The organism is uncultured Zoogloea sp., assembly GCF_937894855.1.
GTDB lineage: Bacteria > Pseudomonadota > Gammaproteobacteria > Burkholderiales > Rhodocyclaceae > Zoogloea > Zoogloea oryzae.
This window is the reverse complement of the sequence record NZ_CALAYQ010000037.1, coordinates 85,056-106,223: the sequence shown is the minus strand read 5'-3', so window position 1 is coordinate 106,223 and position 21,168 is coordinate 85,056. Positions and strand designations below refer to the sequence as shown.

Annotated in this window: 18 protein-coding genes; all 18 read right to left on the bottom strand. The window is 71.4% G+C overall.

The genetic code is table 11. The features are described from left to right. Nucleotides 1–3: 3 nt before the first annotated feature. Entirely contained in the window at nucleotides 4–1,248 is a 1,245-nt protein-coding gene (locus Q0672_RS04990) for a hypothetical protein (protein ID WP_298620381.1), read from the bottom strand. Next, on the bottom strand, nucleotides 1,245–3,659 hold the full coding sequence (locus tag Q0672_RS04985; protein ID WP_298620379.1) for a phage tail protein: 2,415 nt from the start codon (nucleotides 3,657–3,659) through the stop codon (nucleotides 1,245–1,247). Before Q0672_RS04985 ends, Q0672_RS04990 begins: the two co-directional genes overlap by 4 nt. Nucleotides 3,660–3,717: 58 nt before the next feature. Beyond that, nucleotides 3,718–6,018, bottom strand: a complete 2,301-nt coding sequence (locus Q0672_RS04980; protein ID WP_298620377.1) for a putative baseplate assembly protein — start codon at nucleotides 6,016–6,018, stop codon at nucleotides 3,718–3,720. A gap of 220 nt (nucleotides 6,019–6,238) precedes the next feature. Then, nucleotides 6,239–6,628: a GPW/gp25 family protein gene (locus Q0672_RS04975; protein WP_153159586.1), complete on the bottom strand. Its 390-nt coding sequence runs from the start codon at nucleotides 6,626–6,628 to the stop codon at nucleotides 6,239–6,241. After that, nucleotides 6,625–9,144 (bottom strand): hypothetical protein, encoded by a 2,520-nt coding sequence (locus tag Q0672_RS04970; protein WP_298620373.1) that lies wholly within the window; start codon nucleotides 9,142–9,144, stop codon nucleotides 6,625–6,627. The genes Q0672_RS04975 and Q0672_RS04970 overlap by 4 nt, the downstream gene beginning before the upstream one ends. Continuing rightward, on the bottom strand, nucleotides 9,138–9,836 hold the full coding sequence (locus tag Q0672_RS04965; RefSeq protein ID WP_153159584.1) for a phage baseplate assembly protein V: 699 nt from the start codon (nucleotides 9,834–9,836) through the stop codon (nucleotides 9,138–9,140). The genes Q0672_RS04970 and Q0672_RS04965 overlap by 7 nt, the downstream gene beginning before the upstream one ends. Continuing rightward, nucleotides 9,833–10,912: a hypothetical protein gene (locus tag Q0672_RS04960; RefSeq protein ID WP_298620369.1), complete on the bottom strand. Its 1,080-nt coding sequence runs from the start codon at nucleotides 10,910–10,912 to the stop codon at nucleotides 9,833–9,835. The genes Q0672_RS04965 and Q0672_RS04960 overlap by 4 nt, the downstream gene beginning before the upstream one ends. Then, on the bottom strand, nucleotides 10,909–11,106 hold the full coding sequence (locus tag Q0672_RS04955; protein ID WP_153159582.1) for a hypothetical protein: 198 nt from the start codon (nucleotides 11,104–11,106) through the stop codon (nucleotides 10,909–10,911). Before Q0672_RS04955 ends, Q0672_RS04960 begins: the two co-directional genes overlap by 4 nt. A 2-nt stretch (nucleotides 11,107–11,108) precedes the next feature. Then, nucleotides 11,109–12,389, bottom strand: coding sequence for a hypothetical protein (locus Q0672_RS04950; protein WP_298620367.1), 1,281 nt, complete (start codon nucleotides 12,387–12,389; stop codon nucleotides 11,109–11,111). Beyond that, nucleotides 12,386–12,868 (bottom strand): phage tail protein, encoded by a 483-nt coding sequence (locus tag Q0672_RS04945; RefSeq protein ID WP_298620365.1) that lies wholly within the window; start codon nucleotides 12,866–12,868, stop codon nucleotides 12,386–12,388. Before Q0672_RS04945 ends, Q0672_RS04950 begins: the two co-directional genes overlap by 4 nt. Beyond that, nucleotides 12,868–14,949: a phage tail sheath C-terminal domain-containing protein gene (locus Q0672_RS04940; protein ID WP_298620363.1), complete on the bottom strand. Its 2,082-nt coding sequence runs from the start codon at nucleotides 14,947–14,949 to the stop codon at nucleotides 12,868–12,870. Before Q0672_RS04940 ends, Q0672_RS04945 begins: the two co-directional genes overlap by 1 nt. A gap of 120 nt (nucleotides 14,950–15,069) precedes the next feature. Continuing rightward, nucleotides 15,070–15,525: a phage tail protein gene (locus tag Q0672_RS04935; protein ID WP_284187166.1), complete on the bottom strand. Its 456-nt coding sequence runs from the start codon at nucleotides 15,523–15,525 to the stop codon at nucleotides 15,070–15,072. Nucleotides 15,526–15,559: 34 nt separating this feature from the next. Further along, complete coding sequence (locus tag Q0672_RS04930; protein ID WP_298620360.1) at nucleotides 15,560–17,401, bottom strand: phage tail sheath subtilisin-like domain-containing protein; 1,842 nt, start codon at nucleotides 17,399–17,401, stop codon at nucleotides 15,560–15,562. An 18-nt stretch (nucleotides 17,402–17,419) separates the two neighbouring features. After that, the gene (locus Q0672_RS04925; protein WP_298620358.1) at nucleotides 17,420–18,274 is read right to left on the bottom strand and encodes a hypothetical protein; all 855 of its coding nucleotides are present in this window, start codon (nucleotides 18,272–18,274) and stop codon (nucleotides 17,420–17,422) included. Continuing rightward, the gene (locus tag Q0672_RS04920; protein ID WP_298620356.1) at nucleotides 18,274–18,840 is read right to left on the bottom strand and encodes a DUF4255 domain-containing protein; all 567 of its coding nucleotides are present in this window, start codon (nucleotides 18,838–18,840) and stop codon (nucleotides 18,274–18,276) included. Before Q0672_RS04920 ends, Q0672_RS04925 begins: the two co-directional genes overlap by 1 nt. Before the next feature lie 344 nt (nucleotides 18,841–19,184). Beyond that, nucleotides 19,185–19,532, bottom strand: a complete 348-nt coding sequence (locus tag Q0672_RS04915; protein WP_153159574.1) for a hypothetical protein — start codon at nucleotides 19,530–19,532, stop codon at nucleotides 19,185–19,187. Nucleotides 19,533–19,610: 78 nt separating this feature from the next. Then, nucleotides 19,611–20,456 carry a pirin family protein gene (locus Q0672_RS04910; protein WP_298620353.1) on the bottom strand — a complete coding sequence of 282 codons (846 nt, stop codon included), beginning with the start codon at nucleotides 20,454–20,456 and terminating at the stop codon, nucleotides 19,611–19,613. A gap of 15 nt (nucleotides 20,457–20,471) precedes the next feature. Further along, nucleotides 20,472–21,074, bottom strand: a complete 603-nt coding sequence (locus tag Q0672_RS04905) for an NAD(P)H-dependent oxidoreductase (RefSeq protein WP_298620351.1) — start codon at nucleotides 21,072–21,074, stop codon at nucleotides 20,472–20,474. Nucleotides 21,075–21,168: the final 94 nt, after the last annotated feature.

Genomic DNA, 21,168 nt, shown 5'->3' with positions numbered 1-21,168 from the left:
GGCTCAGGCGGTGGTGGGGTGGGTGGCAAACAGGCTGGCGTCGCGCCCGGTGCCCTGGGGCACCACTTCGCCAACGGCGCCCGCCAGGGGTTTGCCATCGATGTCGAGGAGGGCGTTCGGGCCGGTGCCTGCCAGGCAGACCTGGTAGATCGTGCCGGCGGCCCACTCGCCGCCATCGACGGTGAGGGACAGACCGGTGGCCGTGGGCGTCTGGACGAGGATGGGCAGGCTCACCCAGGCCTTGGAAGGCTCGTCGAAGCGCAGCACGCGCACCGAAGGTTCGGCGATGCTGGCGGCGAGGATGGGGCGGGTGGTGCCCACGTCGATCAGCATGTGGCCGAGATCGGCACCGTCGCCCGGGTGGGCGCTGAGGCCGGTGGCCTGGAAGCGCGGCGTGCCGCCGGCGGCTTCGAGATGGATGCCCAGGGCGAGGTCGGCCACCATCTGCACCGCCGGCAGCAGGGCGCGCACGCTGTTGTCGATGGCGCCGCCGAGTTTGACGCGCTCGGCCGGGTTGCCCACGGGTTCGAGGTCGAGCACGGCGAGGAGCAGGGGCGCGTCGTCGGCGCCGCTCCACAGGCGGGCAGGGGGCGGGACGTCCGGGTCGATGAGCTGGTCGAGGATGCGGGTGCGGAGGTCACCCGCCGGATTGGCGCGGGTGGTGATGTCGCGGATCGGCAGGCCGGTGAGATCCGGGGCCTTGGCTTCGAGGCACAGACGGTAGCCGTCCTGCACGCGGGAGGGCGACAGGCCGGCATCGGCGCCGGAGCAGGGCTGGGTGATGGCGGGCACCTGCTCGGTGAGGCAGGCCCGGTAGCGCAGCACCACGTACACCCGGCGGCGGGTGTCGATGGCGTCGGAGGCGGGTGCTGCCGGGTCGACCGGCGGAGCGGAGAGCTCGCCCCAGAAGGGCGTGGCGGCTAGCCCGGTAATGTCGAGGCAGACCTTCTGGGGCACGAACACCTCGCGGCCGAGCGGGTCGATGGCGAGCCCGGTCTCGCAGGTGAGGGTGAGCGAGGTCTCGCTCTCCTGGCTGCCCACCTTCAGCCCCCATACCGTGCCAAAGCCGTGCAGGGCGGCGTTGTGCAGGCGGCTGCGGAGCAGGAAGTAGCGCTGCTCGGTGGTGAAATCCTCGGCCCCGAGGAGCTGCCCGTAGCTGTAGCGCAGACGGACGAAGGGATCGCCCGGGGTGGCCGGGTCGAGGTCGTCGAGGGGGGCGAAGACGTTGGCGGCGGTGGGGGTGCTCATGGCGATGCCTCCCATGGGTTCATGGGTTTGAAGTACGGGTAGCGGCCGTCGGATTCGGCGTGGCGGCCACGGTGGAGGGTGGTGAAAGTGGATAGCACGGCGCTGCCGAGCACCGCCGGCTGGGCGCGGTCCACCGGCCCCAGGTGCGAGATGCCGACGAGGCTGGCGCTGCCGACCCGGAAGCCGGCGTCCAGCCAGCACAGGCGGTGAAGGGTGTGGGCGGGCTTGTTGCGTTCGATGGCCAGGTCAAGGACGGCGGCCAGGGTGTCGCAGCGGGCCCGGGGCACGATCACCGTGAAGCGGTGGGCGTGGCGGCGGTAGAAGGCGATGAGGGCGTCGTCGGGCAGCGGGTCGTCCGGGTCGCGGGCCGGGCAGGGCTGGTTTTCCAGCGCGCGGCGCAGCGTCAGCGCGGCGTGGGCGCCGGCGAGCTCCTGCTCCCAGTCTTCGAGGCTACCGGCGGCGAGGGTGCTTTCGCTGCCGCCCAGCTCAAGCGCCGGGCCGACCAGTGCGGTGCCCACGAAGGCAGCGGTGGGCCGACGCAGGCGGAAACCTTCGATGATCTGCACCGGCGCCTCGGCGAGGATGGACAGCAGCTTGCCGAGCCCCGGCAACGTGCCGCGCGCCCGATACAGTTCGGCGATGTTCAGCAGCAGCTCGCGGCGCACCCCTTCGCGCACCCGGGCGTCGAAGCCGAGGGCGAGGAAATCCCCCAGCCAGGGCAGCGCCTCGGCGGGCACGAGGTTCGGGTCGAGGAGCTGGGGCAGCACGTCGATGCGCTGGTCCATCTCGGTCATCCAGCCCTCGAAGAGCGCCAGGGCGCGCTCGGTGGCATCTGCGCCGGCGGGGTCGGAGCGCCAGTAGGCGGGCAGGTAATCGAGCAGCGATGGGCGCGGGAAGGTGGCGCGCAGGGCGAACAGGCTGGGCCCCTGGCGCCGGCTGCCCGACAAGCGCACGCGCAACCACAGGTAGCGGCCGGCGGGCGGGGTGAGCAGGTATTCAAGCGTGACCATGCCGGCGGGCGGTGGGGCGGAAGGCTGGCGGACGGCGGCCAGCGGGTCGTCCGACGGGCGCTCGCCGACGCTGCCGGCGAGCGCCACATCCGCCCGGGCGGTGCGGCGGTCGGCCACGCCGAGGGCGACCCAGCCTTCGGTTTCGTCAGCGATGCGCGAGCCCAGCGGCGGCCACGGGTCGTCGATGGCCGCCGGGCGCACGTCGCCGGCCCGGTCGGCGGGCAGGCGGGCGGCGCGGCGGATCTCGAAGGGCGGCAGGTCGTCGGCGGTCTTGGCCTCGATGCTCACCGCGCAGTCGGCGGGCAGGCACAGGTCGAGGAACAGCCGGTGCCAGCGGCAGCCGAAAATGCCGGAATCCAGTGCCCAGGTTTCGACCACGCCGCTGCCATCGAGCTCGGCTTCGCGGGCGTAGAGGGCGCGGGCGCCGGCGGCGGTGCTGGCCATCACCCGGGTGCCGTCGCAGTCCCGCTCGAGCCACAGGGCGCGGCCGTCGAAGCTGCGCACCGCAAAGCCCCGCTCGGCCTCGACGCTGTCTGCGGCCAGGGTGTATTCGCGGAAGAGGTAAGGCAGCGGATCGCCGGGGCGGTGGGAGACTTCGCCCACCAGCAGGCGGTTTGCGGCGGTGAGGATGAGCTGCAGCGGCGCGGTGGCCATGGGCAGGGTGTGGAGCACCGCCCCGGTGGGGCCGACGCGCAGCAGTTGCCAGCGCTCGGGGCCGCCTTCGACGAGGGCGATGGCCTCGGGCCAGGCGGGATCGGCGGTGATGGCGACGATGCGCCGGTCGGCAAGATCTGGCGGCGCGTAGCCCCGCCAGCTGCCGCCCCAGGGCTGCACCACCAGCCGCGGGCTGGCAAGATCGCTCACCACCAGGCCGAAGGCGCTGCAGGCAAAGCCGTTGGGCTTGATGTCGTGGGGGATGGGCACCACCGCCTGCACGCGGAAATCCGGCGCCAGTAACAGCAGGCGACGGCCGATGCGGTCGAGCAGCCAGCAGCGGCCAAGGGGGTCGAGGGCGATGGCGTCCGGCGCGGAGGGCACGGGCGGCGGTGCGACGGGGGTGAAATCCAGCCCCGGCGCTGGCGTGGCTGCGGGCGCTGGCCGGGGCATCGGCATGGGCAGCCAGCCGGCGGGCGTGCGGATGGACAGCGGTTTGCCGGGCTCGGCCAGCACCACGTGGGCGTCGGTGCATTGGTCCGGCGGGCAGGCCAGCACCACCGCGCTGCCCAGGCGGGCGAGCCAGGCGGCGTAGTCGGCCGGGCTTGGGGGCGTGCTGCCGTCAATGGTGGCACCCTTGGGGGCGAGCACCACCGCGGCGGGCGTGCCTTCGATGCGCGTGCCGGCGTGGTCGCAGCGTTCCCACATGGGGCGGCCGGTGAGGTGGGCGAAGCGCGGGCCGGTCATGGCAGCGTCTCCGATGCCGGGCACCGGGCGGCGAAGGGCGCGGTGCGGCGGGGGTTCATCAGCATTCCTCCTTGCCCACGGGCACCGGCATGGTGGTGACGGGCGTGGGGTCGGCCTCGGTGTCGAGTGGCGGCAGGGCTTCGGCGGTGGCGTCGGCGCCGATGGCAACCTTCACCTCCAGCAGCACCGGCAGCTGCCAAGGCAGCAGGGTGACGGTTTCTTCGACGGCGGTGCGCACGCCGGTGCGGCTGATCTCCTCACCCACCACCAGCACCTCGTTCACCAGCCGCACGCCTTGCACGCGCAGGGTGGCGGCTTCGATGTCCCGGTCGCGCACGTCGCGGCCGAAGGGCCAGCCCTTGCCGTCCGGCCCGTAGGGCGGCAGGGGCGCGAGGTGCTGGCGCAGGGCGAGTTCGATGTGGCGGCGCAGGGTTTCCTCGCCGGCGCCGGCATCGGGCTCGACGGCCACCGAGCACGACAGACGCACGTACTGCGGCGGGGTGACGTAGAGCTCGGTGGTGACGAGGCGGCGCGGCTCGAGCCAGGCGCACACGCGGCGCAGCATTTCTTTGTCCGGCGTGGGCTGGTCGGGCTGCATGGGGTCGTAGGCGGGCAGCACGATCAGGGTGACCACGCCGGGCACGCCGTCCACCCGCTCGTGGGGCTTGTGGCGGGGCAGCACATGGGCGCGGCCCACCTGCACGGCGGGGGTTTCGAGGGCCAGGGCGGCGAAGTCGTCGGTGGCCACGGCGCGGTCGTTGTGGCGCAGGACTTCGGGGATGCGGGCGCTGGCTTCGGGCAGGGTCTCGGCGTCGGCGCCGAACTCGGCGGGCAGCGGGTTGGCGGCCTTGAGGGCGAGGGCGGCCGGCGGTGCGGCGCGGAACACCCGGTTGATGCGCTCGGCGCCCACGTTGCCGCGAACGCCGCCGCCGTACTTGTAGGTGAGGCAGCGGATCGCCTCGCCGGGCAGGGGGATGCGGCCGTGGATGCCGTCGCCGAAGGTGATGCTGCCGTCGGAAGGGTCGAGCGTGTAGAAGGGGTCGTCCGGGCCGGCGAGGGCGAGGTTGTCCACGACCTGCCAGTTCTCCCAGCCCAGGGGGCCGGCCACCTGCACCTGCTGGCTGCCCGGGATGACCGGGGTGCGCGACAGGGTGTGGCGCTGGCCGGTGCGGCCGTCGCCATAGCCCAGCAGCTCGGCCGCGGCGGTGACGGCCTGCTCGGTGCGCACCACGTTGGCGTCGATCCAGCGCAGGCGGATGGGCGGGTGGGTGGCATCGGCGCGGCTGACGCGGATCCAGCCGAGCACGCGCTGGGCGAGCTTGTCGTTGTCGATGCGCGGGGGGAGCTCGCCGATGCCCAGCAGATCGGGGTCGGCCGGGGTGAAGCTGGCGGCGGTCCAGTCGCCGAAGGGCTCAGCGCCGGCTTTGGCGTCGGGCAGGCGCAGGCGGATCGTGCCGCGACGGCCCAGGTTGTCGGTGGTGTCGGCCACCACGGCGAGGCGTTGGTAGCGCACCCGGTCCACCTGGGCGCTGGCGCCGGTGAAGCCGCCGGTGGAGATCTCCCAGCGCAGGGGCCAGCGTTCGGGGTCGGTGCCGGCGTCGGGGCAGCGGTGGTGGTCGGTGCTGCCGCACAGGGCGTCGTCGGTGCGGGCGCCCAGGTTGAGCACCTGCCCGGAGAGCCCGCGGCGCAGATTGGTGCGGGCAGCGGCGGCATCATTGCTCACGGCCTTGAGGGCGTCGGCCCAGGTGGCTTCGGGGGCGGCGAGGCACAGCCAGATGCGTCCGTCGAGGCTGGCGCCGGACGAGACGGGCGCCGGCAGCCGGCCGCCCTTGGGCGCTTCGAGGGGGAAGGGCCGGTACTGGGCGAGGGACGGCGCGCTGCCCAGGTGGTCGACGAGCAGGGTGCTGACGTTCTCGATGCCACCGGCGAGGATCGGGCCGGAATACGGCTGCTTGATCCAGGCGGAAAGCTCCAGGGGCAGCACGGTGATTTCGTCCAGGGCCTGGAAGTGAATGTCGCCGGCGGTGAATTCGAGGGTCGGGCTGCCGACGGCGAAATCCACCGGCACGGGGGCCGGACTCCTGCGGGCTTCGAGCCTCACCATCGCCTGGGCGGCGTGGGCGGGCTTGGGCGGAATCGCCAGCAGGCGCAGGAATTCCAGCCGCGCCGCTTCGGGCACCCGGTTGAGCCGGTAGAGCACGTTGTCGCCGAGGGCGGCGAAGAGCTCGATGAGCGCGATGCCGGGATCGGAGGCGTTGTGGTCGGTCCATTCCGGCGCGTGGGTGGGGATGCGGCGGACCAGTTCGGCGCGCAGATCGTCGAAGGCGCGGTCGTCCAGGCGGGGAGGAAGGATGGCCATTTCAGCACCTCCCTGGAGTGGAGAGGCGGCGAGGTGCGCCGCTGAGCGCACAAAGGCCGCGAGTGTTGGGCTGTTTCATGTCAGTTCTCCATTGCGCGGCGCGCCACCCTCGGTGCATGAAACGGGCCACGGGCCGGCCGCGCTCGGCCGCTCCGGAGCGGCCGGCCCGCCCCCCAGTGGGGGGAGGCGCCGCAGGCGCGTCGGGGGGCGTTGTTTCATCTCAGCTACCCCCGTTCAGGTAGAAGGGGAAGACGAGGTTCTGCACGCCGGGTTCGCCGAGGATCTCGTAGCGGATGGCGATGGAGAGCACGGTGGCTTCCCGCGGGTCGGTGTTGACCGCGACGGATTCGACGCGGATGCGCGCTTCATCCCGGGCAAGGGCGTCGGTGACGGCGGCGCGGATCTGGGTGCGCAGTTCGAGGCTGTTGGGCGCAAAGAGGTATCGCCGCAGTCCGACGCCGAAGTTGGGGCGGGCGATGCGCTCGCCGGGTTCGGTGAGGAGGATGGTGCGGATGGACTGCTCCACCGCGCCGGCGCCGGAGATCCAGCCGAAGCCGTCGCCGGTGACGAGCGGGAAACGAAGGCCGGTGCCGAGCTTGTCGATGCTCATGGTCCCCTCTTGGGAAATGGCAGGCAGAACTTGAGGAACAGCATCCAGCTGAACGAGGGCAGCGCGATGAGGATGGTGAAGATGATCTTGAAGAGGATCAGCGCGCAGATCGTCAGGATGGGGATGCCGAAGTTGCAGATCATGCCGATGCCGAAATCGCGGCGGGTGTCGGCCATGTCGGCGCCGGTGACGACCCCGGAGCCCGGCGGCGAGGCCATGCCGGCGAAGGGCTTGGCCCGGGCCCGGGCGATGCGCGGGATGTCGCGCAGCAGCTTGGGGATGTCGGGCATCTGGATGCTGGCCGGGCGGGCGCCGAGGAGGTCGGTGGGGTCGGCGATGGAGAAGGGCTCGCTGCGTTGCGTCCACACGATGCGTTCGGGCTCGCAGGGGGTGCGTCCGGCGACGCGCACCCAGCACCAGGCGGCGTAGAGGTGCTCGGCGTCGAAGCGCAGCCGCGGCTGGGCGTCGCCGGTGCGGGCTTCGGGCAGGGCGGCGCGTTCGGGGTCGGCGGTGTAGCGGGCGCCGGCGGCAGTGCGGAAGGCGTTGAGCACCCCGCTGTCGATGCGGATGCCCGGCAGCACCAGCAGGCCGCACAGGGGCTGTTCGGTAAAGCTGAGGCGGGCGGCGCCGATACCGAGGCCGGGCTTGAGGCCGCCGAGGGCGGTGTCGAGGGTGGTCTCGATGTCGGCCGCGCGGGCCTTGAGCTGATCCAGCGCACCGTTGCCGGCGGTGGCGAGGCCGTCGTCGAAGCGGCCGTAGATTTTGGCGATGGCCTGGCCGTAGCCGTGCACGTCGCGGATCCACTGGGCCGGCAGCGTCACCGGCGGCCACGGCGGGGTGGCGGTTACGTCGCCCCGGGCGGCTTCCATCGCCAGCACGGCTTCGATCTGCTCGGCCAGCGCCGGCAGGCCCAGCGCGCGTTTGCCGTCGGCGGCGAAGGCTTTGAGCTCGGTGGCCTTGCGGTCGCCGTAGAGGGTCTGGTTGATGCTGGCGGCGATGGCGAGCCGGCAGCCGCGCAGGCGCAGCAGGGCCATTACCGCCACCAGGCCCAGGTGGCCGGGGTTGAAGAGGCTGGAGCTGCCTTGGGCGGGCGGCGGCAGGGCGGTGCCGGCTAGCCAGGCGTCCATCAGCTGGTGCAGGCGCAGGCGCAGCAGGGTGTCCCAGGCGCCGGCGGGGCCGCTGGCGGCGAGCCACTGGGCGGTCTGGTTGCCGGCGGCGGGGTTGTTGTCGGGCAGGCTGTCGAAGAGGCCAGGCTCGGTGGCGGCGTTGGCGGCGTGGCTGTCGGCCCACAGGGTGTCGGCACCCTTCACGTTGCCGTTGATGTCGGCGTCGTCGGTGGCGGCGGCGGTGACCGTCTGCCACAGGCGGGAGAGAGCCTGGGAGAGCGCGAGGTCGATGCTGGTGGCCAGCACGTCGCCCACCTGTCCCAATCCGGGCGGGGCGCTGGCAGCGAGCCCGGTGGTGAAGGTCTCGGCGTCTGCGGTGGCGCTGACGCCGGGGCGCGACGGCATCACGGTGGCGTCGAGCAGCTTGCGCAGCTGCGGGCGGGCGGCGTCGCGCAGGTCGGCGGCGCTCTGGAAGAGCGTGGCGAGGCGGTTGCTGCTCTGCTGGGCGAGGGCCGCGGCGATCTCTGCGGCGGTGGTGCCGGTGAGCTGCTCGGCGGGGATCTCCCGCGCGGCGCTGAACACCGGCAGGTAGCCGTAGAGGGTGCAGTGCTCGGCGGCGTGGCCGGCGTCGGGCGGCACCAGCAGGAGAGGCTGGCTGGCGAGGGCGATGGGCGGCAGCGGGTCGGTGGCGCCGAGGCCGAACAAGGTGCGCAGCCGCGCCTCGAGCCCGGCGGGCGGGGTGATGGTGGCCGGGTCGACCGGCGTGCCGGTGTGGAGGGCAGCGGGCAGCAGTGGCAGCCAGGCGCCGTGCTTTTCGTCGACGGCGACCCAGTCTTCCCAGCGCTCCGAGCTTGCATCCGGCACCAGCCGGCGGATCACCGCGCCGCTGCCCTTCACTCGGCTGCGGGCCAGCCGCGGCAGGCCGGCGGCGCCGCAGTGGGTGTCGAAGCTGATGAGGTTGAAGCGCTCGTGGGTGGGCAGGTAGAGCTTGCGCAGCCAGGCCGGGGTGGTGGCCTTCTCGCTGGTTACGAGGCCATGGGGGATGCCGTCACCGTCCATGGCCGGGCCGGTGCTGACTTCGATGTCGGCGGCGTCGGGCGGGCGGCGCACGATGCCGGTGGCGGTGGTCGGGTAGCGGGGCGCGCCGGCGACATCCACCAGCCCGGCGGGCGGCTCGGCCCAGTCGCGCCACGGGAGGAGCTTGGGCGGAGCCGGGCGCTTGCCGGCGGCGATGGCCAGGAAGTCGTCCATGAAGGCATCGCTCTCGAAGGAGAGGATGCGCGGGCGGGCGTCGACGGGCAGCGCGCCGGCCGGCCGCAGGAAGTAGGGCTCGCCTGCAAACAGGTGCTCCCGCGAGGGGTTGCGGTTGGCCGGAACGAGGAGCCGCGCGGCGGGGGCCTTGGCTACCATATGTTCCCCGCGCCCGGCGTGTAGCTGGCCGACACCACGCTGTTGGTGATGACAGTGTCGGCCTTTACCACGCCGGAGAAGCTGGACATGGCGGCGTTGACGGTGACCATCGCGGCGGTGACGTCGAGGCCCGCCGGGGCGTTGATCTTCACCTTGACGTTGGCGGTGATCTCGATGTTGCCGACGGCGTCGATCTTGATGGTGGCGCCGTTGCTGTGGGTGAGGGTGACGGTGCCGCCGGCCGCGTCATCCAGCGTGAAGGTGTGGCCGCCCTTGGTCTTGAGCTCGACCTTCTCGGCGCCGGCGGTGTCGTCGAAGGTGAGCTTGTGGCCGCTGCGGGAGGTGACGGAGCGCACGTTGTTGGCGCTGTCCATCGTCTCGGGCGGGGCGTCCACGCCATTCCAGAGGGCGCCGATCACCACCGGGCGGCGCGGGTCGCCAGCGGTGAAGGCGACCAGCACTTCGTCGTCCACCTCGGGGATGAACCAGGTGCCCCGGTCGCCGCCGGCCATCATCGTGGCGAGGCGGGCCCAGGCCAAGGCGCTGCCGCCGTCGCTCTCTTCGACGAAGGGCAGCTTGACCTGCACCCGGCCCTGGTTGTCCGGATCCTGCACGTCGGTGACGAGGGCCGGGTAGACGCCGTAGAGGCGCGGGCGGTCGCCGGCCGGGGTGGCGCTTGCGCCGGGGATCATGAGGATTCTCCCAGGTTGGGCCGCTGGGCCTCGAACTCGGTGCGAAAGCCCTCCTGCTGGTCGAAGCGATGGGTGACGGCGGTGACCAGATAGGTGCCGGCAAACCACGGGCCGAGATCCACGAGTTCGACCTTCGAGCCCACGTGCAGCTGGGGCGTGCCGCGGGTGACGCCGACCCCGCGCACGAAGCGGCGGGCGCGGCGGCGCAGGGCGGCTTCGGCCAGCGTGCGGGCCTCGGCGCCGGTAGCGGGGGCTTCCAGGTGCAGGTCGTCCGCGGCGTTGGGGAAGACCTGGGTGACGATCTCGGGGCCCAGGCGGCCAGGGCCGGCTTCGGGGCGGATGGCGTCGGCGCCGGCGCTTTCGTGGATGCCTTCCTTGGCGGCCACGTCGTAGCCATGGACGCGCACCTCGCCCCGCTGGTGGGCGAGATCGGCCAGCACGGTGAAGCGGATCAGCTCGTTCTCGCGGGAGAGGCGGATCGGCGGATCGGTGAGGGCGGAGGCTTCGTTGATGTGCGCGGTGCCGTCGCGAAGACTGATGAGCGCGTCGCCGCTGCGGCTGCGCAGGGCGGAGAGTTCGTCTTCGTTCACCTGGAGCAGTTCCACATGGCTGGCGCCGCTGCGGCCGGAATCGGGGCTGAGGCCGGCGTCGGACAGGATGCGCGAGGCGATGTCGCCGTCGCTCTGGTTTTCGGAGAGCCGGGTGCGGCGGCGGTAGCGCAGGCCGGCCAGCGCGTCCTCGGCCAGCAGGGTGAGCTCGGGCGGGCGCAGCTCGGGAAAGGCCGCACCCATGCCGGTGATGAGGCCGTCGAACACGGTTTGCGCCTGCCCGCCGGTAGTGAAGGCGATGGCGAGCCGCTTGCCGAAGTCGATGTCGGCGGTGTGGAAGTGCACGTAATCCACCGGATCGCCGGATTCGCGGCTGCCCCAGTTGAGGAACACGGCCTCCAGCGAGGCTACGCCAGCGGCGTCGGCGCGGGCTTCGAGGCGGATCAGGTCGGTCTCGAGGCGCTCGGCGCGTCGGCCATCCACCTTGATCTGCGGGCGGGCGCTGGCGAGGAGGGGCGCGTCGCTCATGGACAGTCGCTCCGGTGACGTAGCTGGCGTTCGAGCTCTTCGGCCACCAGGGCGCGGACGAGGGCGCGGAGCTCTTCGATGCGCACTTCGAAGGCGGCGTCTTCGGCCGGTGCGCCGCCGCCGCTGCCCCGCTCGGTGCCTTCGCCGGGCAGGGTTTCGATGGTGGTGGAGAGTTCGCCGATGGTGACGGTCATGGTCAGCATCCCGAGCCGCGGCGGCAACCGCAGCCGCCGCTACAGTTGCAGCCACAGCTGCAGGTGGAATGGTTGGAGGCCGAGGTGGTGACAGCGGCCGCCGCGGTGGCGGGCAGGCTTTCCCAGCGGGGGCGGCGTTCGCCTGCGGCGAGCTCGACGGGCGTGCTCCGGGCGGCGAACAGCGGGTTGCCGGCGGGCGGGCTGCGCCGCAGGGCCAGGGGCGGGCTGCCGCGCACGGGCAGCGGTGCCTTTTCGGTTGAGGCGATGGCGCCGGAGGCCGATCCGCCGCCGGTGGGTTTGGGCAGGGTGGCCACGGCGCCCGCGGCGCGCTGGTCGCTCACCACGGCGGCGAGCCCGGCGGCCTTGCTGCCCGGGGCCGGGCCGTCCGGCGCCCACGGGTTGGGGGTGACGCCGGCGGCGGCGAGGCCGGGCGAGGGCTTGGGGATGGTCAGCCCGCTCTTGCCCAGGTCGCCGGTGGTGCCGAGCGCGGCGGGGCCGAACACGTCGATGGCGGCGGAGGCGTCGAGCTTGATGCCGGCGCCCACCGACATGCCGATGTCGGCCGAGGCGCCCAGGCTGGCCGACAGCCCGACCTGGGCAGACAGGCTCAGATCCAGATTCACGTCGAGGCTGGCGGACAGCTCGAAGCCGGCGGAGAGATCGAAGCCCAGCCCGCCGTTGGCGCCGTCGCCCAGCAGGCTGTCGGCGCCGGCAGCGGCGGCCTGGCTGCGGGCGTCGCTCGCCTGCTCCACGGCCTGGCGGCGCTGGGCGGCGTCGCTGGCGTTCACCTCGTAGCGGAACTCCTGCTCGGTGAGGGTGAGCTGGACCTTGGAGCGCAGCGGCACGCCGCTGGGGCTGAAGTAATCGAAGACTTCCTGGTGGGACGAGATGACGCCGTTGAAGAGCAGTGTGCCCCAGCGGAACTGGACCCGCCGCGGGGCCTGCTCGCGCCCGCTGCCGAAGGTCTGCACCAGATCGGCGATGGGCTTGGTGCGCACGCGCACGTCGAGCATCTCTTCGCCGCCGGCATCGTCGTTGGCGTTGTCGTCCCGGGGGCGGGTGGAGTCGAAATAGCACTCGAAGGACAGGGTGGCCTTGGAGGAGCCGACGTTCTGCACCTGCTGGCGGCCGCGGCGGCTGCGGTCGCGCTGCTCGCCGGCGGAGACCTTGAGGGTCAGCGTCTCGGGGTTGAAGTCGAGGGGGATCGCGCGGTTCTCTTCGACGTTGCGACCGCCGGCGTCGAAGGGGACGAGCTTGGCACGGCGGAACTGGGCTGTGCTCATGACTGCTCCCGGCTCAGGCCTTCGTGGACGATGTGGAGCTCTTCGAGGGCGACTTCGCGGGCGTTGCCAGCGTTGAGGTCAACACACTTGACCTTGGTGGCGATGCCGTTTTCGAAGCGCCACACGCCGGCGTCGGCGGCGGTGCTGTTGGCCTGGAGCACCCGGATCGTCCCGGAGATGTAGGGCAGCGGAAAAGTGCCGTCCATGCAGCGCTGGATCCAGGTCCAGAAGGCCGGGTCGAGGGACAGGCCGCGCTTGAGCACCAGCGGCGGGTTGGTGGTCTTGCCGACGAGCTGGCGGGCGCCGCGGTTGTAGCCGCCTTCGCGGAAGCTGACCGGCTCCATGGTGATCTCCAGGCCCTGCACCTCGGAGAAGGCGCCCTTGCGCCCGCCGAGGGCGAGGCCTTCGTCGCCGCCGAGGCCAGAAAGCTCGATCTGCACGGCGAAGTTGAAGTGGGTGAGCATGGCCTGGGCGGGCATCAGAAGACCTCGATGCGGGGATCGTCCGCGCCGCTGCGCACCAGGCGGAAGACGATGAATTCGGCCGGTACGGCGGGGGCGACGCCGACCTGCATGATCGCCCGCCCGGAATCGAGATCGCCCTGGGTGTGGGTGCTGGCGTCGCAGCGGATGAAGTAGCTGTCGGTGTCGGTGCGGCCGGCCAGGGCGCCCGCATTGAACAGGGCCTTGAGGCGCCGGCGGGCGGTGCCGGCCATGGCCGACCACAGCACGGCGTCGTTGGGCTCGAAGGGCGCCCAGGCCAGATCGGCGGCGAGCTGGGCCTTGAGCCAGTCGATCAGGCGGCGCACCGGGATGTGGGTCCAGTCCGGGTCGGTGGAGGTGGTGCGGGCGCCGAGGAGCATCAGCCCGCGCTCGGTGCGGCGGATCTCGTCGATGCGCTCTTCGAACAGGAAGCCGGGTTCGGGCAGGCCGGCGTCGTCGGCGCGGGCGAAGGCGCCCTGCACGTTGCGGTTGGCGGGCGCGGCCCACACGCCGGTGTCGTTTTCCACTTGCGCGGTGATGCCGCAGGCGGCGCCGGAAGGCGGCACGGTGGCGGCGGTGCCGTCGGCATCGACCCGCAGCCACGGGGTGTAGAGGGCCGCGCGGGGGCTGGCCAGGGCGTGGCGCCACTGCACGATGTCGCCAGCGCGCAGGCCCGGTGGCAGGTCGAGCAGGGCGATGCGGGCGCCGAGGGCTTCGCAGTGCTGGACGAGGGCAAGCTGGCTGGCCTGCAGCGCGCTGGCATCAAAACCGAGCAGCGGGTAGTCGAGGACGTTGGCGGTGGTGTCGGCCTTGCCGCGGCTGCACTGGGCGCCAAAGCACAGCTCGTCGGGCAGGGCCGGCGGCACGCTCACGGCCTCGGGCGGCGTGGGGTGGAGCAGATCCGGCAAGGTGACGAGCGCGACCGGCTCGAAGGGGTGGGTCTGATCCCACACGGCGAGGGTGTCGAGGGCCGGTGGCCGGGCGTTGAAGGCGACGAAGCGGTGGTCGGAATCCTCGATGAGGTCGGCCAGCGCCATCGAGGTGGCTTCAAAGAAATGATGGCGCCCGGTGCTGGCGGTGGCGTCGCGGCCGTGGCGGGAGGCGGGCATCTCGGCAGCGGAGAGCAGGATGCCGGTGGGCGCGGCGAGCAAGGCCTTGGTGGGCAGCAGCCAGGCGTCGGTGAGCAGCGCGCTGGGGCGCAGGTAGTCGGAACCCCAGGGCTCGTCGGCGCTGCCCCACAGGCGGTCGGGCTCGGCGGCCGGGTCTTCGGGGTTGGGCGTGTCGGTGCGGGGCGGCAGCAGGGCTTCGCTGGCGGCCCGGCGGCCCAGCAGGCGCGGCAGGAAACGCGGGTGGCTGGGGTGGAGGGCGGCGTCGTCCCAGGTCTCGACGTGTTTGCCGTCGAGGAAGACGTCCAGCCGCAGGGTGAGCTCGACAGCGGCGGTGAGCAGTTCGGCGTCGAGGAAGGGCGCGGTGGGGGGCGGCACCAGAATGGGCTGGCGGGCGGCGTCGAGGGCAACCCGGAAGAAGCGGCTGCGCGGCGCAGCGCCGGGGCTGGTGGGGCGGCCGGTGAGGCGCAGGGTGGCGCCCACGGCGGGGCGGTCGGGCGGGATGCGGATGGCGTGGGTGACGGGGTCGAAACCCAGCGCGACCGGGCGCTGGATGAGCTGGGCACGCACCTGCAGCCGGTTGCCCCAGCTGCCCGGGTTGCGAGCGGCGATGCGCACCTGGCGCCGGGAACTGCCGCGCACCGCCTTGAAGCCGGGCACCAGCAGGCGGGTGGTGCGGATGTTCACATGATCGACGCAGCGCACGACCACGCAGCGCCGGCCGCCGTTGGCGAAGAACAGGCGCACCGCCAAGGGGAGCTGCAGCCCGGGCAGGGCACGGCCGAAGATCGCCTCGAACTGGCGGGCGTCGTCGATGACGACCGGGGTGTTCACCGGCCCCCGTTCGGCGAGCCCGATCAGCGCGGCGACATCCAGACGCACCCGCGGGCGGGTGGCCACGGCGGGTCGTTCCTCGTAGATGCCGGGCGGCAGCCCGGGACGCCACAGGCTGCCCAGCAGCGCGACGGTCACTTTACGGCCCTCCGGTCACTACGTGACCACCTCCCCACGGGAGGGTGAGCGCCCCCTTCGGGCGGCCGGGCGGTGGCTCTCATGGAATGAACCTCAGTTCAGCGCGGGTTGGCCGTGGGCTTATTCGAATTCCAGGTCTTCGCAGACCAGGGTGAGCTCTTCCATCGCCACGTCGGAGGCGCCCTTGGCGGCCAGGGTCGGGCCAGTCCATTTCGATGGGCGGGCGTTGATGAGCTTCCACTGGGCGACGGTGCTGCCCCGGTCTTCGCTCATCAGCTCGATGACGACGGTGGCGCGGGCGTCCATGTTGCCGCGGCGAACCTGATTGACCCAGTTCCACAGATCGAGCGAGGCGATCATGCCGCGCTTGAGGGTCACGTCGCCCGCCTTGTACATCAGCGGAACCTTGCGCGGCCGGTTGAAGGCGTCGGTGCCTTCGCGGTAGTCGGCGTGGGTGATCTCGGTGGACAGCCCCGAGACATCGGAGAAGCCGCCGCGAAACTCGCCGCCGCTCGCCGGGTTGATGGTGACCTTGAAGTTGAACGGGCCGTAGGGGTCTTCACGCAGGGTGGCCATTGCCGGTCTCCTTTGAAGCTTCGGTTATCGGTGCTCAGACGATGGACGCGTCGGCGGTCCATTGGCCGATGCGGAAGATCACGAACTCGGCCGGCTTGGTGGGCGCGACGCCGATCAGGCAGACCAGGCGGCCGTTGTCGAGATCCGACTGGCTCATGGTGCTGCGGTCGCAGCGCACGAAGTAGGCGTCGTCGGGCTTGGCGCCGAGCAGGGCGCCGCTACGCCACACGTCGTACAGGAAGCCTTCGATGGTGAGGCGGATCTTCAGCCACAACTCTTCGTTGTTCGGCTCGAACACCGCCCACTGGGTGGAGCGGTCGATGGAGTGTTCGAGGTAGATGAACAGCCGGCGGACGTTGATGTAGGTCCATTCCGGATCGGAGCTGATGGTGCGGGCGCCCCACACCCGGTAGCCGCGGCCTTCGAAGAAGCGCAGGCAGTTGATGCCTTCGGGGTTGAGCACGTCCTGCTCGCCCTTGTTTACGTTGCGCGAGAAGCGCAGCACGCCGCGCACGGTTTCGTTGGCCGGGGCCTTGTGCACGCCGCGCTCGATGTCGCTGCGGGCGTATACGCCGGCCATCGCGCCTTCGGGCGAGTAGAGCACGGTTTCGCGGGCGCTGCCGGGGGTGCTGGCGACGAGCCAGGGGTAGTACATGGCGGCGTATTTGGAGTCGTGCTGGCCGCGCACCTGGCGGATGGTGGCCTGATCGGCGTCCTGCGGGCCGGCGAGGATGGCGAAGCGGTAGCGCAGGTTTTCGCAGTGGCTGACGAGCGCGTCGCGAACGGCCTGATCGATGGGCGAGGCGAGGGCCGCGGAGCCCGGCGCGGCGACGATGGCGATGTCCTCGATCTCGGCCAGCGCGGCGAGGCCGGTGGCGTCGTGGCCGCTGCCGCCGCCGGTGAAGGCGGCCGCATCCGGGGAGATGCCATCGCTGCCGCCGGAGAGGGTGATCGGCGAGGCGGCGACGAGGCCGGTGAGCAGGTCGCGGGCGAAGGTGGTGCGCTGGGCGGCGACGCTGGGCAGGTCGACCATGGCATCGAAGTAGATGCGCTGGCTGCGGTCGGCGGGCGGTTCGATGCCGGCGTCCGGGTCTTCGTGGCGCAGCACGCGGCCGACGAACTGGTCGGAATCCGGGTGGGGCGACAGGCGCTGGATCTGCTCGCTGCGGCTGCCGGTGGAGCCATCCAGATTGGGGCCGACGCTGATGTCGAGGGTGATCTTCTGCACTGCGGCGAGGGCCGCGCCGTTGAGGTCAAGCGTGCCGCCGGCGTTGGTGAGGAGCGGGCTGCCCGCTGCGTCGAAGCTGACGCTGTAGATGTTGGCGCCCGTGACGGCGTTGGGGCCGGCGGCGGTGACGGCGCTCTCCTTCAGCGCGCCGGCCTCGACCACGTCGCCCAGGCGCAGGCCCATCACACGGCGGCTGCCGGCGGTGCCGGTGAGCAGGTTGCCGCTGCGGGTGGCGGCGATCTTGACCACCACGTTGCCGGCCCGGCCGGGGAAGCGGGCGCGCAGGAAACGGTCGGTGCCGAGCACCGAGATCGCGCTGCTGACCGATCGGCTGGCGGCCACCGAGCCGCCGCCGGTGGGCACGAAGATGCGCGACACGTACACCCGCTTGCCGCCGTTCTCGAAGAACAGCCGCACCGCGTGGGCGAGCTGGTTGGTGGTGGGCACGCCACCCAGCAGCAGGTCATTGCCATCGCCGAAGTGGCGCTGGAATTCCTCGAAGCCGGTGACGAGGGTGGGCAGGCCAGCGGTGGGGCCGAAGCGGGCCTGGCCGACGAAGCCGGCGGTGGAGGTCGCCACGCCCTCGATGGACTTGGCGCGGAAGCTGGTTTCTTCGACGTAAACTCCCGGGGCTAGGTATTCAGGCATTTCGAGCCTCCATCTTGGCTAGGGTAACAACTCGATATCCAGCCGGACCCGTGCGCCGACCGAAACCGAAGCGGGCGGATTCTGGCCGCCAACCTGCGGGTGCAGGGTGCCGCCAGCGTCACGCAGTTGGAAGTCGCGCGGCAGGAACAGCGCATTGCGCCCGGCCGCGGTGAGTCCGAAGATATTGGCCGGTTGTCCGGCGAGAAAACCTTTGGTTGCGAGCGCCGTGGCCAGGGCCGGGCGCGGGGCAAACACCGTGAGGGCGCGGTCGAAGGCGCGCAGCGGCGGGGTCACGCTGCGGTCGATGACCTCGAAGGGCAGCACCAGCAGGTAGCTGCCGTCGGGGCCGCTGAGGGCGGTCACGCTGTCGGCGGCGCCGCCCTGCACGGTGGCGAGGGTGAGCAGCGCGCCGGGCACCGGCCGGCCGGCGTCACGCAGCACGCCCCACAGGGCGCTGGTGCCGGGGGGCAGGGCCATGGTCAGGCCGGGGCGCAGGGCAACTTCGGGGTAGGCCGGGGAGGGCACGGCGGGGGGCACTTCGCCGGCTTCGAGGGCGGCCTTGAGATCAGCCCGGTCGGGCACAGTGGCGGTGATGGCCTGGGGCTGGTAGCGGCCGGTGGGGTCGTCGATCTCGATGCGGGCTTCGCCGGCCGGGATGTCGAGGAAACCATAGAGGCCGGTGGATTGGTGCCACAGGGGCTGTTCGGGCTGGCCGGCGACGCGCACCCGCAGGCCCGGGATGGGGGTGAGGCCGGGGTCGGTGCCGTCGGTGAGGTGGCGCCTCACCTTGACCGCCAGCACACCGACCGCGGCGATGCGGTCTGGCGAGTGGCGGGCGGCCCAGCCGAGGGGCGTGTCGGTGGCGGCGAGCATCACGGCACCTGGGGTGTGAACACCAGCGTGCGCGAATCGGCGATGGCCGGATCGGGCCGCTCGCGGGCGGCTAGCCGGGCGGTGCGCACGACGTAGGGCACCGACAGCTGGTAGGGCGGCTCGAGGCTGTCCCACAGGCGCAGCATGTCTTCGGTGGAGAGGTGGTTGATGGCCACCCGCAGGCTGTCTTCGGGCTCCCACGGATAGGCCGGGTCGAGGAGCGGGCCGGTGATGAGCGCGTGGCGGTCGAGGATGTCCATGCAGCGCGCAAGCATCACCTGCTCGCCTTCGGCGTTGCGCTGGCCCCACACGGTGAGCAGGTAGTGCAGTTCGAGCCCGAGGGCCTGGCGGCGGGGCGCGTTGGGGGCGAGGCGGGGGAGATCGACGTTGCGCCGGGATTCATCCACCTCGACGCGGTAGAGGAAGAGCGCAACCTTGTTGGTGATGGTGCCGGTGAAATTGCGGGTGGAGAACAGCTGGACATCGTAGCCGTCGAGCCCACCAGAGGCCACGAGCTGATCTTCGATCAGGCGTCGGAGGGTGGCGCTTGTTCCGGCTATAAACATTTCATCGCCTTCCCTGATTGGGCCATTGATGCAAAGTTGGGGGTTTGCCTTGCGTGCTGCCGATCACCGCGTTTACGTATGCAATCTACACCATTCGGATGAAACGTAAACCCTCGGCGACGAGATGAAACAGCTTGGTAACATGTCGCGCCCCTGCCGTCGGAGAGGCGCGTGCGGAACACGGCCCGGCAAGGCGCAAACCAATGCCATCATGTCAGGATGATGGTGGAAAACACTTGTATCGAGTGCCTCTGCCAGTGCAGTCAAGCACATGCAATTTGGCAAATCAAGGCGTGCTCTGGCAGACCGACGAACGGTATCCGACAGTTTGCGGGCGGTAGCGGTCAGTCAGGGCGACGGAGGTTCTTCTCAGCCCACAGGGCGCGGGCGAAGGCCTTCCAGGCGTCGCCGCCGTGGCTCTCGAAGCCGGCGGCGGATGCGCTCTCCTGCATCGTGCGCAGCATCAGCCCGGCGAGGCCGAAGAGCTCCAGCTTGGCGAGGCGGGCGTAGTCGAGGTGGTTGGCGTCGAGCTCCTTGTCCTTCTCGGCGGCGCCGGCAAAATCCAGCGCCTCCCGGGCGAGGGCGCGCACTGCGTCTTCGTTGGTCCAGTCGATGCCCAGGGCGACGCCCTTGCGTTCGATCTCGAGTTCGATGTCGTGGGTGTCCTGGGCGTAGTTTTCAAAGCCGGCCATGGTGTGCTCCTGTTTTCGATCTCCCGAATGTGACACGGCGCCGTAGCGCCGTGTTCGGGTTTTTGGTGTGCCGATGTTTCAGGCCAGGGTGCCGTCCCGGTAGTCGGCCAGGGCCTGTTCGATCTCTTCGCGGGTATTCATCACGAAGGGGCCGTACTGCACCACCGGCTCGCCCAGGGGCCGGGCAGCCAGCAGCAGGAAGCTCGCGCCCTCGTTGCCGGCCGTCACCGCGATGCGCTCGCCCGCCGACAGCACGCCGGCTTGGCGGGCGGGCAGCGTGCGGCCTTCGTCGCCCACCTGCAGGCTGCCGGCGTAGGGGTAGAGGAAGGCGGTGTGGCCGGTTTCGACCGACTGCGCAAAGGCCGCGCCGGCTTCAAGGCGCACGTCGAGGAACAGCGGCGCGGTCGAGAGCCCCTGGATCGGGCCCGGCACCGGCGCGTGGCCCACGCCATCGAGGGTGCCGGCGACGACCTTGACGCTGCCGCCCGGGATCGTCACCTCGGGGATCTCCTCGGGCTGGATGTCCCGGTAGCCGGCGGGCTTCATCTTCTCGGCGGCGGGCAGGTTGATCCAGAACTGGAAGCCGTGGAGGCGCCCGCTCTTCTGGAGCGGCATCTCCGAGTGGATGATGCCGCGCCCGGCGGTCATCCACTGGGCGCCGCCGCCACGCAGGTGGCCGGTGTGGCCCAGGTGGTCACGGTGCTCGAAATCCCCGGCGAGCATGTAGGTGACGGTCTCGAAGCCCCGGTGCGGGTGGGGCGGAAAGCCGGCGATGTAGTCGTCCGGGTTGTCCGACGCGAACTCGTCGAGCATCAGGAAGGGGTCGAGGCGCTGGCTGTGGCCGAGGCTGCGCCGCAGCTTGACGCCGGCGCCGTCGGACACCGGGAGGGAGGGGATGAGGGCGGTCAGGCTGCGGGTGGTCATGGCTGTCTCCGGTATTCAGGCGGCCAGTTCGGCGACCTGGGCGTGGGCGGCGGCGAGGGCGGCGGACTTGCTTTCCTCACCCATGTTGAGGCCTTCGGCGTACACAAATTCCACGTCGGTGATCCCGATGAAGGCGAGGAAGTCGCGGACGTAGGTGGTCTGGCTGTCCTTCGGGGTGCCGACGTACTTGCCACCGCGGGCGGCGAGCACGGTCGCCTTCTTGCCGGTGAGCAGGCCTTCGGCGCCGTTCGCGGTGTAGCGGAAGGTGACGCCGGCGCGGGCGATGTGGTCGAAATAGGCTTTGAGCGTGGAAGGCACGCCAAAGTTGTACATGGGCAGCCCGATCACGATCTGGTCGGCCCGGCGGAGTTCGTCGATCAGCGCGTCGGAGAAGGCAACGACGGCCTGCTGTGCTTCGCTGCGCGCTTCGGGCTTGGCCAGGAAGGACAGGAAGCGCTCGGCGTCCAGGTGCGGCACGGGGTTGGCGGCCAGGTCGCGGTCGATCACGGTGGCGCCGGGGTGGGCGGCCACGTAGGCAGCCACGAAGCGGTCGGCGAGCTGGCTGGACTGGCCCTGGTTGGAGAACAGGCTGGCGTTGATCTTGAGCAGGGTGGTCATTTTGAGGGCTCCGGTGGTGTTGGGATGTGTCTATTTAATGATTTACCCGGGAGATAAAAAAGTAGAATATTTCGTTTAAATCTATCTAATAATC